Genomic DNA, 12,654 nt, shown 5'->3' with positions numbered 1-12,654 from the left:
GCTTACTGCATCACGTCGATCGGCAGCGTCTTGTCGAGATTGTCGTGCCACGCGTTGATCGTCTTCGGCACGGTTTTCTTCCACGCCGGCACGTTCGAGTAGTAACGCATCCGGACGTTGTTCTTCGCATCGAACACGAGCAGCCCGATCCACAGATCGGTGCCGCGGCGCATCACGATCGCCGCGTTCGTCGTCGCGATGCCGCGCACCCAGTACGACGTCACCTGTGCGTTGAGGCCGTCGAGATCCTTCCCGTCGGCGCTGGAATTGACCGTTTCGACGAGCAATTGATAGTCGGCGCCGAGCAGCTTGTGCGCGGTCGCGTTCTGCTGTGCATTGGCCAGCACGTTCAGGCTCACGAGATCCGCCGGCGGCTTCGCCTGCGCGTGCGACGCCGTTACATAGTCGCCCGTGTAGACGACACCCGCGCCGGCGCCGCACTCGCCATCGCCGCCGTGCTGCTCGACATGCACGCGCGCGCCCTTGCGGCTGAAATCGAGCTGGCATTGATCGTGCCGAAACGTGCCGCTGTCACCCCGCAATTCGAAATCGCCGCCAAGCTCGCCGGTATTCGCGCCATTGTTGGCGCTCAATTCGAAATGCAGGCGCGGCACCGTGCCGGTGAACGTCAGCACGCCGCCGAACGACGGGTTGTCGCTGTCGAGATACCACGTCTGCTGCCAGCGATCGGCGGCGAGCGGTGTGCCGTTCAGGCTCGCGAGCCGTTCACGGTAACGGTCGCCCAGGCACGACGCATCGCTGCCGCACTGGTCGCGCTGCTTGAGCCACTTCAATTGCGCCGCCTTCAGCGCGGCCGTATCGCCGCCCTTTGCGAGCGCCCTCTTCCACGCGGCCGACAGATCGCCGTCGAGCTTCGATAGTGCGGTGTCCGCACAGATCGTCTTCTCGGTCGGCGATGCGGCCTTCGCGCAGTCGAAGCCGGCCGCATGCGCGGCGGCCGGCAGCAGCGTCAGCAACACGGCCGCCGCGAGGGATGACAGGTACGTGCTCCGCTTGCCACTTGCGCAAAGTGCAGCGTGTCCGCGCGGATTCGATCGGTTATGGATGGTCATCGGCTTGCTCGTCGCTGGGTCGCGCACCCGTAGAAGCTACCAGCACGCGACATTCGAGGTAAAAACGCCTGGTCCGGCATGCAGCGCATGCCGCCGCCCGCCGAAGCGTAACCCGAGTGCGCGACGCCGATCAATCGACGTTCGATGTCGTCGCAACCATTTTGGCGGCCGCGCTGCAGTGCACGATGCCGTCGTGCAATGCAGCTTCCGTCGCGCGCTCGATGATCCCGATGAACACGATCACGCCGTCGTCATGCGCAGTCATGCCTTCTCCTTCCATCGACGAGAACCGCATGCACCGCACGGCGACCTGACCCACGCGTGCGGCAACCGTACCCGCTGCATCGGCCAGGCACACGATGCTTTCGCGCGCAAGACGAGACGAGCCGGTGATGACGTCAGCCGTCGAACGGCACCAGTTCGTAGCTCGTGCTCCGGCCGCCGGACGCCGAGCGACGCAGCATGCCCTGCTCGACGAGCTCCGTGATATCGCGCAGCGCCGTGTCTTGCGAGCATTTCGCGAGGGCGGCCCACTTGGTGGTCGTCAGCTTCCCTTCGAAGCCGTCGAGCAGCCGATTCATGACCTTGACCTGGCGTTCGTTCATCGCGACGCCCGCGCATCGCTGCCAGAAGCGCGCCTTGATCAGCACCGCATCGAGCGTCGTATGCGCATGATCGATGGCCCGGCCCAGCGCGTTCAGAAACCACGCGAGCCACTCCGTGACGTCGAGCGAGCCGCGCTGCGTGCGCTCCAGCACGTCGTAATACGCGTTGCGCTCGCGCTGGATCTGCGCGGACAGGCTGTAGAAGCGCTGTGGGCTTCGATCCGCGCGCGCCAGCACCAGATCCCCGAGCGCACGCGCGATACGACCGTTGCCGTCGTCGAACGGGTGGAGCGTGACGAACCACAGGTGAGCGAGCCCGGCCCGGATCAGCAAGGGCTCGACCGGCGCGGCATTGAGCCACGCGAGAAAGCGCCCGATCTCGTGCGTCAGGCGGCCGGCCGGCGGTGCCTCGAAATGCACGCGCTGCCGGCCGATCGGCCCGGAGACCACCTGCATCGGCCCGCTCGCATCCGAGCGCCATCCGCCGACCGTGATCCGCGACAGCCCCGAATAGCCGGTCGGGAACAGCGCGGCATGCCACCCGAACAGCCGCGCTTCGGTGACCGGTGCGGCCGAATGGGTCGTCGCATCCAGCACCATGTCGACGACGCCTTCGACGTGGCGATCGACCGGCGCGAGCGCACCGATGTCGACGCCGAGCCGGCGCGCAATCGACGACCGGACCGATGCGACATTCAGGTTCTCGCCCTCGATCGCGCTGGTCTTGACGACGTCCTCCGTCAGCGCGGCCAGGCTCGCCTCGTCGCGCAACGCCAGGCCGATATCCGCCAGTCGCCCGGCCAGCATGCCTTGCGCACGGCTGACGTCGGCGAGCGGCGTGGCGAGGGCCGGCAGGTCGAAGCGCCATGCCGGCCAGTCGGCCGATTCCCAGATAAAGGTGTAATCTCCGCTCATCATGCGGAGATTATCCGCCCATTCGCCGCGCGACTCAACAATCTCCGCAAATTGTGCGGAGATTAATCGTCCCATTCACCGCAAAGCGGCCCGCTACCGTACCCGGCCCGCCCCGCTCGCGCCCGGCGGCGCCGGCTCCCCGAGCCGCTCCGCGAGAAACCCGATGAACGTGCGCAGCGTGACGAACCCTTCCCGGTGCTGCGGAAACACCGCATTGAGCGTGATCGGCGGCGGCACGTACGCGTCGAGCACTGGCACGAGCGCCCCGCTGTCGAGCGCCGCGCCGACGATGAAGTGCGGCAGCAGCGCGATGCCGAGCCCTGCGATCGCCGCGTCGCGCACCACTTCGCCGTTGTTCGCGACGAGCGGCCCCTGCACGTCGAACGTCCGCGCCACGCCGTCGACGCGGAATTCCCAGCCAATCCGCCGCTCGCGCCCGTACAGCACGCACGTGTGGCCGGCCAGATCGGCCGGCGTCTGCGGCGCGCCGTGCCGCTTCAGGTACGCGGGGCTCGCGCACGCGATCATCCGCCACGCGCCGAGCGGACGCGCGATCAGCGTCGAGTCCTCGAGCGAGCCGATCCGCAGCACGAGATCGAAGCCCTCGCCGATCAGGTCGACGCGCCGGTCGGTCAGGTCGAGGTTCAGCCGGACGGCCGGGTGCGCGGACAGGAATTCGGCAATCAGCGGCGACACGTGCGTGATCCCGAACGACAGCGGCGCGCTGATCTTCAGCGAACCATGCAGTTCGGTGCTGCGCACCGACATCGCCTGCTCGGCGTCGGCGATCTCCGCGAGGATGCGCTGCGCGCGCACATAAAACTCCTGCCCCGATTCGGTCACCGCGAGATTGCGGGTATTGCGATGCAGCAGCCGCACGCCGAGCGACGCCTCCAGCGCCATCGTGCGCCGGCTGACGAACTGCTTGGACAGCATCAGCTGATCGGCCGCCGCCGTGAAGCTGCCTGCGTCCACGGTCGCGACGAAGATCCTCAGGTCGTTGAGTTCCATATTGTCCACTCCATAGCGACAGTCATTATCTCTACAGCGATTTATTTGTCAAATCGATTGACCTAAGATTCATCTCAACGAACGGCCGGGCCCACTTTCGAGGTCCGGCGACTTCAAGGACAAAATCATGATCGACATCCGTGCAGCAAACCAACGTGGCCGTGCGGAGCATGGCTGGCTCAGCTCCCGTCATACGTTTTCGTTCGCGAATTACTTCGATCCGAAGCAAGTCGGCTTCTCCGACCTGCTCGTGATCAACGACGACCGCGTCGCCCCGGGCCGCGGCTTCGGCACGCACCCGCACCGCGACATGGAAATCCTGTCGTACGTGCTCGACGGCGCGCTCGAACACAAGGACTCGATGGGTACCGGTTCGGTGATCGTGCCGGGCGACGTGCAGCTGATGAGCGCGGGCACCGGCGTGCGCCACAGCGAGTTCAACCACTCGCCGGACACGCCGGTCCACTTCCTGCAGATCTGGGTCGGGCCGGCCGAAAAGGGTGCCGAGCCGCGTTATCAGCAGACAAATGTCGCGGCCGACGAGAAGCGCGGCAAGCTCGCCCTCGTCGTGTCGCCGACCGGCGACGCCGGTTCGCTGAAGATCCGGCAGGACACCCGGATTTACGCGGGCCTGTTCGACGGCAACGAAAGCACTACGCTGGAACTTGATCCGAACCGCTTCGCTTACGTGCATGTGGCGCGCGGCAGCGTGACGGTCAACGGCGTGACGCTCGGCGAAGGCGACGGCGCGCGCATCCGCGGCGAACAGGCGCTGACGATCGCCGACGGCAAGGATGCCGAAGTGCTGGTGTTCGACCTGCGTCCGGTCGAAGTGACGGCCGAATGGGCGTGACGCCCGTTCGGGAAACCGGGCCCCGCTGACCGCGGGGCCCTTTTAATCGGAGATTCGCAACATGGCCAAGGTTCTCGTTCTGTACTACTCGTCCTACGGGCACGTCGAAACGATGGCGCAGCACATCGCGGAGGGCGCGAAATCGGTGCCCGGCGTCGAGGTCACGCTCAAGCGCGTGCCGGAAACGATCCCCGTCGACCAGGCCCGCGCGATCGGCGTGAAGGTCGACCAGGCCGCGCCGGTCGCGACGGTGGACGAACTCGCCGACTACGATGCGATCATCTTCGGCACGCCGACCCGCTTCGGCAACATGGCCGGCCAGATGCGCACGTTCCTCGACCAGACCGGCGGCCTGTGGATGAAAGGCGCGCTCGTCGGCAAGATCGGCAGCGTGTTCGCGTCGACCGGCACGCAGCACGGCGGCCAGGAAACGACGATCACGTCGTTCCACACGACGCTGCTGCACCAGGGGATGGTGATCGTGGGCGTGCCGTATGCATGCAGCGGGCTCGTCAACATGAGCGAAATCACCGGCGGCACGCCGTACGGCGCGACCACGCTCGCGGGCGCGGACGGCAGCCGCCAGCCGAGCGCGAACGAGCTCGACATCGCGCGCTACCAGGGCAAGCACGTGGCGGAACTCGCGAGCAAGCTCGCGTCGTAACGCGGCGGCCTCGCGACCCCGCAGTCCCGCACACGAACGAACGGCGCCGGTTCGACCGGCGCCGTTCGTCCTGTGCCACGCTTTCGACCGTTACTGGCCTGAAGCCGGCGCGGCCGGCGCCGCCTTCGTCGCGGGCGCCTTCTGCACGGCGTTCTGCGGATAGTTGCTCTGGTCGTTGGTCAACCGGTAGCCGCTGCCGGTGCCGATCGCCTTCAGGTCCGACGCGTGCCGCGCGCGGGCCGCCTTGCGCGCCGCCTTCTTCTGCGCCTTGTCGAGCTGCTTCTGCGTCGGCGCGGACGCCGGGTCCTGCGCGTATGCCGCCGGCGCGGCGGTCAACAACAGACCGAACGACGCCGCTACTGCTACTGCCACCGAAACCACGCGAGACTGCTTCATGGCCGATCTCCTTGTCGATTGTTGAGTGTGGGTCGGACACCGGCGCGCACGCGACGGCTTGCGACAACGGCACCGATGCAACGTTAGCCGATCGCCGCGCAAATGTCCGTGTGCGTTCCTGAATTCTCCTGATAACGTCAACGATACATGCGCGCCGGGTGCGCCGTCCGTTCGGCCTCTTGTCCGCGCCATCAGGGAAACCGATACCCCGGGCCGGCGCGGGCCGGTGCTCAGATCCAGCGCGACAGCACCGGCAGCAGGATCGGCACGACGAACGCCGTCAGCACGCCGTTCAATCCCATCCCGAGCCCGGCAAACGCGCCGGCTTCCTCGCTGACCTGGAACGCGCGCGCGGTGCCGATCCCGTGCGACGCGACGCCGAGCGCGAAGCCGCGCACGGCCGGCTCGTCGATCCGCAGCAGATTGAGGATGCCGCGCGCGCACACCGCGCCGAAGATCCCGGTCGAGATCACGAGCACGGCCGTGAGCGACGGAATGCCGCCGATCTCGGCGGCGACGGCCATCGCGATCGGCGTCGTCGCCGATTTCGGCGCGAGCGACGCGATCGTCTGGTGCGACGCCCCGAACAGCGCGGCGATGCCGACCGCCGATACGATCGCGGTCAGCGAACCCGCCAGCAGGCCGACGAGCAGCGGCAGCGCGGTGCGCCGCAGCTTCGACCACTGGCGGTACAGCGGCAGCGCGAGCGCGACGGTCGCGGGGCCGAGCAGGAAGTGGACGAACTGCGCGCCTTCGAAATACGTCGGATACGGCGTATGCGTGAGCGTCAGCAGCACGACGATCATCGCGACCGCGATCAGCACCGGATTGGCGAGCGGGTTGAAACGTGCGCGGGCATAGACGGCCTGCGCGAACAAATACGCGACCAGCGTGATGGTCAGGCCGAGCAGCGGGCTCGCGGCGAGATAGACCCAGATCGCGCCGAGCTTCGGGAAGGCCGTCATTGCGCGCCCTCCGCGGTGCCGCCCGCGCGGCGCTGGCGCCGCAGCAGTGCCCGCGTGACGAGCGCCGTCACCGCGATCGCGAGCGTGGTGCTGACGGCCAGCGCGACGATGACCGCGACCGCGTCGCCGCGCACGCGGTCGGCCGACACCATGATGCCGACGCCGGCCGGCACGAACAGCAGCGACAGGTGACGCAGCAGCTCGAGCGCGGTCGGCTCGATCGCATCGGCCGCCTGCGGGCGCAGCATCACGAAGCCGAACAGCAGCAGCATGCCGATCACGGGGCCCGGCACCGGCAGGCCGAACAGATAGGACACGCCTTCCCCTAGACACTGGAAGATCAGCAAGACCGCGAACGCCTGCAACATGAACCGCTTCTCCCGAACGTGGCCGCGCTACCGTGCAGCCGCGCGGCCGATGAGCCGGCGGCTGGCGACGCCGGCGTGAACGATACGCGCGATCGTACCAACAATGCCGGCGGCCGGGCGCGATCGTGCGATGGCGCGATCGCCATTCGACCGTTTCGCCCGACACGCTGCCGGGCATGAACGAAAAGCACGCACGCAAAAAACGGCGGGCACGTGCCCGCCGTCCTGTCGTTCAGGTTCCAACGACCGCCGATCGCGTTACTTCAGCCGTGTCGCGATTTCATTGGCCATCGCCTTCGTCGCGGCCTTCGTCGGCGCATCGTCGGCCAACGCGTTCAGCAGACCGAAATCATGGATCGTGCCGTCGTAGCGCGTGGTCGTCGCGTCCACGCCGGCCGCGTCGAGCTTGCGGCCGTACGCTTCGCCTTCGTCACGCAGCACGTCGAACTGCGCGACCTGGATCAGCGCGGGCGGCAGCCCCTTCAACTGCGCGACGCTCGCGCGCAGCGGCGACGCGTAGATCTCGTTGCGTTGCGCTTCGTTCTTCGTATAGGCGTCCCAGAACCACTTCATCAGCGGCCGCGTCAGGAAGTGGCCCTGCTGGTACGCGTTGTACGAACCCGTGTTGAAGTTGTGGTCCGTGACTGGCCACATCAGCCCCTGGAAGCGGATCGCGGGGCCGCCCTTGTCCTTCGCCATCAGCGCGACGACAGCCGACATGTTCCCGCCGACGCTGTTGCCGACCACCGCGAGGCGGCTGCCGTCGACGCCGATCTCCGCGCCGTGCGCGGCCACCCATTTCGTCGCCGCATATGCCTGGTTGATCGCGACCGGGTAACGCGCTTCCGGCGACGGCGTGTAGTTCACGAACACCGCGACGGCGCCCGACTGCACGACGAGATCGCGCACGAGGCGCTCGTGCGTCGGGAAATCGCCGAGCACCCAGCCGCCGCCGTGGATGAACACGAATACCGGCGGCGTGCCCGTCACGCCTTGCGGGCGCACGATCGTGACCGGCACCGACAGGCCGTCCTGTTCGATCGTACGATTGGACACGTCGATGCCGGACAGATCGACCTTCACGCCGTTCTGTGCGTCGACCAGCACCTGGCGCGCCTTCGCGGGGCTCAGCGTTTCGAGGCCCGGGCCCTTCTGGCCGTTCAGCGCGGCGAGGAACGCGCTCGTCTTCGTATCGGGACCGATGGCGTCAGCACCCGCGGCGAACGCGGCAGGCGCGGTAGAGAGTGCGGCTGCCACGGCGGCGGCGATCAGCAGCGGCTTGACGATCTTCATGGTGCAACTCCTTGGTCGAATCTTTGAATGGCGATGGATGGTTGGCAGTGCGACTGATCAGACGAGCGTGAGCGTGACGTCGATGTTGCCGCGCGTCGCGTTCGAGTACGGGCAGACGACGTGCGCACGGTCGATCAGCGTTTGCGCGACATCGCGATCGAGGCCCGGCAGCGAGATCTTCAGTTCGACTTCGATGCCGAAGCCGTTCGGGATCGCGCCGATGCCGACGCTGCCTTCGATCGCGGCGTCCGCGGGGATCGCGATCTTGTCGCGCGCCGCGACGAACTTCATCGCGCCGATGAAGCACGCGCTGTAGCCGGCGGCGAACAGTTGCTCGGGGTTCGCACCCGCACCGCCCGCGCCGCCGAGCTCGCGCGGCGTGGTCAGCTTCAGGTCGAGGCCGCTTTCGGGCACCGTCGCACGGCCGTCGCGGCCGCCGGTGGCTTTTGCATGGGCGCGGTACAGCACTTTTTCGATCGACATGACAGACTCCTTTTCAGCAAATGAATGAAACAGCTTTCGAACCGGGGACCACGTGCCGGCGGCTTTTCCGCCGACATCGCATTAATTTATCTACTCATAGATAGACAACCATCCCCAAAAAATGCAGATGGATGATCCACCTGCGCCAGCCATCTATCTACTACATGATAGATAACGAGATTCAATAAAAAGGCGGCGAACCGCCCGACTGCTTGCGCCGCCCGTCAGGGCCGCGTTTTCCAGACGGCCTCGACGTCCTCGAGGCGCGCCCGCGTGTGAAACAGCCTGCTGGCCAGCACGCTGCCCTGGAACGCCGCGTACAACGTGCGCGCCGCCGTGTCGGGCTCGCCGCTGAACTGCAGCGTGCCTTCCTGCGCGCCTTGCGCGAGCAATTCCGCCAGCCAACTTTCGTTGGCCTTGAAGAACGCCTGCACGGCCAGCCGCACGTTCTCCGGCAACGTTTCGATGTCGGCCGCGAGCATCCCGCACAGGCAGATCAGGTTGCCGTCGCCGAGCGTGCGGCCGAACATCTTCGTGTACAGGCTCAGCTTCACGTCGGCCGGCAAGGCCGGATCGATCGCCCGCACGGCCGCGAGGACTTCGTCGCTGTAGGCCGCCACCGCTTCCAGCACGAGATCGTCCTTCGACGGGAAGTAGTAGTGGATGCTCGACGTCTTCACGCCCACCAGGTCGGACAGATCTCGATAGCTGAAGCCGTTGTAACCGCGCTGCATCATCAGCGTGATCGCGTGGTCGAGAATCTGTTCGCGGACGGTCGGTTTCGTTTCCATGGATCGAACTTTATCTACTCATAGATAGACAGTCAAGAAGTTTTTTAGGGGCGCGATGATCATTTCTGCGAGCCCGATGCGCAAGTACGGCGCCGTTCGCACGGCCGGGGCGGCTTACAACCCGCCTGCAGCACGGTCGAATCGATGCGACACTTGACGCCGGGCCACGCGATCGCGGCGTAACGTCCATCGGCTGGAACGGACGTGCCGGCACACGATGACCGCCTCGCATCCGGCCCGGCATCATCGGCCCGCCCGCCGCGTCGGGCCGCATAAGGAGAACAAGTCGATGTATTCGTGGTTTGAACGGCGCCTGCCGACTTTCCCGCTCGAAGATCCCGCCACGCCGCCGAAGGGATTCTTCTCGTTCGTCTGGGCGTGCACGCAGGGCGCGCGCGGCTGGATCCTGCTGATCGCGCTGACGTCGGCCGCGCTGGCCGCGTACGAAGCCGCGCTGTTCGCGATGATGGGGCACGTGGTCGACTGGCTGTCGTCGTCGACACCGGCCGAATTCGGCGGCCGCCACTTCGGCACGCTCGCCGGTTTCGCGGCGATCCTCGCCGGCAGCGTGCTGCTGATCGCGCTGCATACGTTGGTCAAGCACCAGGTGCTCGCGATCAACTTCCCGATGCGGCTGCGCTGGCTGTTTCACCGGCTGATGCTCGACCAGAGCCTGTCGTTCTATGCGAACGAGTTCGCGGGCCGCGTGACGACCAAGATCATGCAGACCGCGCTCGCGGTGCGCGACGCGCTGTTCATGTCGGTCGACGTCGTGATCGGCGTCACCGCCTACCTGATCGGCATCCTCATCCTCGCCGCCAGCTTCGACTGGCGGCTGATGATTCCGCTCGTGCTGTGGGCGCTCGGCTACGGCGCGGCGTGCGCGTATTTCGTGCCGCGCCTCGGTGCGGTCGGCAGCCGGCAGGCCGACGCGCGCGCGCTGATGACGGGCCGCATCACCGACGCGTATTCGAACATCACGACCGTGAAGCTGTTCTCGCATACGCGGCGCGAAGCCGACCACGCGCGGCGCGCGATGGAAGCGTTCAAGGCGACCGGCGACGCGCAGATGCGGCTCGTCAGCGCATTCGAGATCGTCAACCACCTGCTGTCGACGCTGCTGCTGATCGGCTCGGCCGGCCTCGCACTCGCGCTGTGGATGCACGGCGAGGCAAGCGCGGGCGTCGTCGCGGCCGTGATCGCGATGGCGCTGCGCCTGTCGAGCTATTCGCACTGGATCATGTGGGAAATGACCGAGCTGTTCGAGAACGTCGGCACGATCCAGGACGGCATCAACACGCTGACGAAGGTGCGCAGCGTGGTCGACGCGTCCGATGCGAAGCCGCTCGCGGTGAAGCGCGGCGAAATCGTGTTCGACAACGTGCAGTTCGCGCACGAGGACAACGATCGCGCGGTATTCGACGGGCTGAACCTGACGATCCGGCCGGGCGAGCGAATCGGACTGATCGGCCGCTCGGGCGCCGGCAAGTCGACGCTCGTGAACCTGCTGCTGCGCTTCTACGACGTCGGCGGCGGCACGATCCGGATCGACGGGCAGGACATCGCGCACGTGACGCAGGACAGCCTGCGCGCCGCGATCGGGATGGTCACGCAGGATACGTCGCTGCTGCACCGGACGATGCGAGAAAATCTGCTGTACGGCCGCCCCGACGCGACCGAGCGCGAGATGCAGGATGCGGCCGTGCGCGCGGAAGCGTCCGAGTTCATCGACCGGCTGCGCGACCGCCACGGCCGCAGCGGCTACGACGTCGAAGTCGGCGAACGCGGCGTGAAGCTGTCGGGCGGCCAGCGGCAGCGCGTCGCGATCGCGCGCGTGATGCTCAAGGATGCGCCGATCCTCGTGCTCGACGAAGCGACCAGCGCGCTCGACTCCGAGGTCGAAGTCGCGATCCAGCGCAGCCTCGACAGCCTGATGCGCGGCAAGACGGTGATCGCGATCGCGCACCGGCTGTCGACGATCGCCGCGATGGACCAGCTGATCGTGCTCGACGAAGGGCGCATCGTCGAGGAAGGCACGCACCAGCAGTTGCTGCAGGCGGGCGGCATTTATGCGGCGCTGTGGGCGCACCAGAGCGGCGGGTTCCTCGGCGAAACGGCGGACGCGGAAAGCGTGGCGCAGTAGGCCGGCCGCCATGGCAACATGGCGGCCATCGATCGGCGGCGGATATCGCCGTGATCGCTTCCCGCCGGCCGGGCGCCATCGCCCGGCTCCGTACCGACCGACGCAGACCCAAGGAGACCCCATGACCACGCGACCGGATATCGCGACCGCGCTCGATGCGCCCGATTCGGTGCTCGAGGAAAACGAGCAGCGCTTCGTGCATCAGATTCGCCAGCACGGGTGGTTCCGCACGGAAGTGTTCGCGGAAGGCGACGAACCAGGCTTCTCGTTCACGACCGGGCTGTGGGTCAACCACGGTTTCCCGGAAATCATCGTGTTCTCGTTGCCGGCGCGCATCGTCCATGACGTGCTGTGGGACGTCTACCGGAAGGTCGCGGCCGGCACGCCGCCGCCGATCGGGGAAGTCACGGCCGCCGTCTACGGCAACGCGAACGCGCTGCTGATGCCGGTCGAGCCAGCCCACTACGAAGCTCATCTCGGCTGGAACCGCTGGTTCTACGGCAACGACGCGTTCCCGTGCGTCCAGTTGCTGTGGCCCGACCGCAACGGGGTTTTTCCATGGCAGCCGGAGGCGGACGACGCGTTGAACGCGGCGCAGCCGCGCCTGTTCGCATCGGGCGACGAGCGCCACTGACCGGCGCACCGAGTCGGACGGCGCGCCTGTCGCGATGCACGCGCGATCCGCGCGCCGGTCGTCAATCCGTTGCGCGCGCATCCATTTGCCTTATTGAAGGGGGTAGGTCAGCACCAGCTCATTGCAGTCGGCCCGGAATCGGCATAGCGCTTCCGGATGATCGTCAGCGCTCGAAGAGCGATCCCTTCATCCAGCTTCCGGTTGCCGAGGAACCCTCGCTTACGTGACGTCAATTCAACCCGCGCCCTATTGCTGGTATGGCTGAACTAGCCGCTCGACTTGGCGAACGCTCAGACAACACCGAGCCTCAAACTCTTCTCGACAGCTTGAGATCACTTTGAGTCGGTCGAGTTCGCGCATGGTTAGGTCACGACTCCCGCTGGATGCATGGCTGGCCCCACATGTCCGCATAAGCCAGCAGCTTGCAAGCTCAGAAATGCGACATCTCTCTATGTCTGGA

14 protein-coding genes are annotated in these 12,654 nt (G+C 66.6%); 4 read left to right on the top strand and 10 right to left on the bottom strand.

Annotated features, from left to right (window positions below; all coding sequences use genetic code 11):
• Window positions 1-2 precede the first annotated feature (2 nt).
• The 4 genes from HWW87_RS14375 to HWW87_RS14365 all read right to left on the bottom strand — a co-directional run bounded on the left by HWW87_RS14375 (window position 3) and on the right by HWW87_RS14365 (window position 3,604).
• The gene (locus HWW87_RS14375) at window positions 3-1,073 is read right to left on the bottom strand and encodes a lysozyme inhibitor LprI family protein (RefSeq protein WP_175820833.1); all 1,071 of its coding nucleotides are present in this window, start codon (window positions 1,071-1,073) and stop codon (window positions 3-5) included.
• A gap of 130 nt (window positions 1,074-1,203) precedes the next feature.
• Window positions 1,204-1,338 (bottom strand): hypothetical protein, encoded by a 135-nt coding sequence (locus HWW87_RS37420; protein ID WP_279608018.1) that lies wholly within the window; start codon window positions 1,336-1,338, stop codon window positions 1,204-1,206.
• Between the two features lie 133 nt (window positions 1,339-1,471).
• Window positions 1,472-2,596, bottom strand: coding sequence for a Fic family protein (locus tag HWW87_RS14370; protein WP_175820832.1), 1,125 nt, complete (start codon window positions 2,594-2,596; stop codon window positions 1,472-1,474).
• Window positions 2,597-2,686: 90 nt separating this feature from the next.
• Entirely contained in the window at window positions 2,687-3,604 is a 918-nt protein-coding gene (locus HWW87_RS14365; protein ID WP_175820831.1) for a LysR family transcriptional regulator, read from the bottom strand.
• Between the two features lie 127 nt (window positions 3,605-3,731).
• Here HWW87_RS14365 and HWW87_RS14360 point away from each other — a divergent pair, with 127 nt between their 5' ends.
• Entirely contained in the window at window positions 3,732-4,457 is a 726-nt protein-coding gene (locus HWW87_RS14360) for a pirin family protein (RefSeq protein WP_175820830.1), read from the top strand.
• A gap of 61 nt (window positions 4,458-4,518) precedes the next feature.
• Window positions 4,519-5,121, top strand: coding sequence for an NAD(P)H:quinone oxidoreductase (gene wrbA, locus HWW87_RS14355; RefSeq protein WP_174386236.1), 603 nt, complete (start codon window positions 4,519-4,521; stop codon window positions 5,119-5,121).
• 90 nt (window positions 5,122-5,211) lie between these two features.
• Here wrbA and HWW87_RS14350 read toward each other — a convergent pair whose 3' ends face one another.
• The 6 genes from HWW87_RS14350 to HWW87_RS14325 all read right to left on the bottom strand — a co-directional run bounded on the left by HWW87_RS14350 (window position 5,212) and on the right by HWW87_RS14325 (window position 9,417).
• On the bottom strand, window positions 5,212-5,517 hold the full coding sequence (locus HWW87_RS14350; protein ID WP_128847026.1) for a hypothetical protein: 306 nt from the start codon (window positions 5,515-5,517) through the stop codon (window positions 5,212-5,214).
• A 230-nt stretch (window positions 5,518-5,747) separates the two neighbouring features.
• Window positions 5,748-6,482, bottom strand: a complete 735-nt coding sequence (locus tag HWW87_RS14345; protein WP_175820829.1) for an LrgB family protein — start codon at window positions 6,480-6,482, stop codon at window positions 5,748-5,750.
• Window positions 6,479-6,850: a CidA/LrgA family protein gene (locus tag HWW87_RS14340; RefSeq protein WP_175820828.1), complete on the bottom strand. Its 372-nt coding sequence runs from the start codon at window positions 6,848-6,850 to the stop codon at window positions 6,479-6,481. The genes HWW87_RS14345 and HWW87_RS14340 overlap by 4 nt, the downstream gene beginning before the upstream one ends.
• Before the next feature lie 258 nt (window positions 6,851-7,108).
• On the bottom strand, window positions 7,109-8,143 hold the full coding sequence (locus HWW87_RS14335) for an alpha/beta hydrolase (RefSeq protein ID WP_175820827.1): 1,035 nt from the start codon (window positions 8,141-8,143) through the stop codon (window positions 7,109-7,111).
• A 57-nt stretch (window positions 8,144-8,200) separates the two neighbouring features.
• Complete coding sequence (locus tag HWW87_RS14330; RefSeq protein WP_046547194.1) at window positions 8,201-8,626, bottom strand: organic hydroperoxide resistance protein; 426 nt, start codon at window positions 8,624-8,626, stop codon at window positions 8,201-8,203.
• Window positions 8,627-8,850: 224 nt separating this feature from the next.
• A complete protein-coding gene (locus HWW87_RS14325) occupies window positions 8,851-9,417 on the bottom strand; it encodes a TetR/AcrR family transcriptional regulator (protein ID WP_175820826.1) in 567 nt (188 codons plus the stop codon).
• A 289-nt stretch (window positions 9,418-9,706) separates the two neighbouring features.
• Between HWW87_RS14325 and HWW87_RS14320 the strand changes: the two genes are divergently transcribed.
• Window positions 9,707-11,560, top strand: a complete 1,854-nt coding sequence (locus HWW87_RS14320; RefSeq protein ID WP_175820825.1) for an ABC transporter ATP-binding protein — start codon at window positions 9,707-9,709, stop codon at window positions 11,558-11,560.
• Between the two features lie 121 nt (window positions 11,561-11,681).
• On the top strand, window positions 11,682-12,194 hold the full coding sequence (locus HWW87_RS14315; RefSeq protein WP_175820824.1) for a DUF4262 domain-containing protein: 513 nt from the start codon (window positions 11,682-11,684) through the stop codon (window positions 12,192-12,194).
• Window positions 12,195-12,654 lie beyond the last annotated feature (460 nt).

The organism is Burkholderia sp. BCC0419, assembly GCF_902830285.1.
Taxonomy (GTDB): domain Bacteria; phylum Pseudomonadota; class Gammaproteobacteria; order Burkholderiales; family Burkholderiaceae; genus Burkholderia.
This window is presented reverse-complemented; position numbering and strand designations above follow the sequence as displayed.

Excerpts from the sequence above, each read along its gene's own strand:
- HWW87_RS14345 (WP_175820829.1), bottom strand. The coding sequence starts at position 6,482 with ATGACGGCCTTCCCGAAGCTCGGCGCGATCTGGGTCTATCTCGCCGCG.
- HWW87_RS14335 (WP_175820827.1), bottom strand. The coding sequence starts at position 8,143 with ATGAAGATCGTCAAGCCGCTGCTGATCGCCGCCGCCGTGGCAGCCGCA.
- HWW87_RS14330 (WP_046547194.1), bottom strand. The coding sequence starts at position 8,626 with ATGTCGATCGAAAAAGTGCTGTACCGCGCCCATGCAAAAGCCACCGGC.
- HWW87_RS14320 (WP_175820825.1), top strand. The coding sequence starts at position 9,707 with ATGTATTCGTGGTTTGAACGGCGCCTGCCGACTTTCCCGCTCGAAGAT.
- HWW87_RS14350 (WP_128847026.1), bottom strand. The coding sequence starts at position 5,517 with ATGAAGCAGTCTCGCGTGGTTTCGGTGGCAGTAGCAGTAGCGGCGTCG.
- HWW87_RS14365 (WP_175820831.1), bottom strand. The coding sequence starts at position 3,604 with ATGGAACTCAACGACCTGAGGATCTTCGTCGCGACCGTGGACGCAGGC.
- HWW87_RS14370 (WP_175820832.1), bottom strand. The coding sequence starts at position 2,596 with ATGATGAGCGGAGATTACACCTTTATCTGGGAATCGGCCGACTGGCCG.
- HWW87_RS14325 (WP_175820826.1), bottom strand. The coding sequence starts at position 9,417 with ATGGAAACGAAACCGACCGTCCGCGAACAGATTCTCGACCACGCGATC.
- HWW87_RS14375 (WP_175820833.1), bottom strand. The coding sequence starts at position 1,073 with ATGACCATCCATAACCGATCGAATCCGCGCGGACACGCTGCACTTTGC.
- HWW87_RS14315 (WP_175820824.1), top strand. The coding sequence starts at position 11,682 with ATGACCACGCGACCGGATATCGCGACCGCGCTCGATGCGCCCGATTCG.
- HWW87_RS14360 (WP_175820830.1), top strand. The coding sequence starts at position 3,732 with ATGATCGACATCCGTGCAGCAAACCAACGTGGCCGTGCGGAGCATGGC.
- HWW87_RS37420 (WP_279608018.1), bottom strand. The coding sequence starts at position 1,338 with ATGACTGCGCATGACGACGGCGTGATCGTGTTCATCGGGATCATCGAG.
- wrbA (WP_174386236.1), top strand. The coding sequence starts at position 4,519 with ATGGCCAAGGTTCTCGTTCTGTACTACTCGTCCTACGGGCACGTCGAA.
- HWW87_RS14340 (WP_175820828.1), bottom strand. The coding sequence starts at position 6,850 with ATGTTGCAGGCGTTCGCGGTCTTGCTGATCTTCCAGTGTCTAGGGGAA.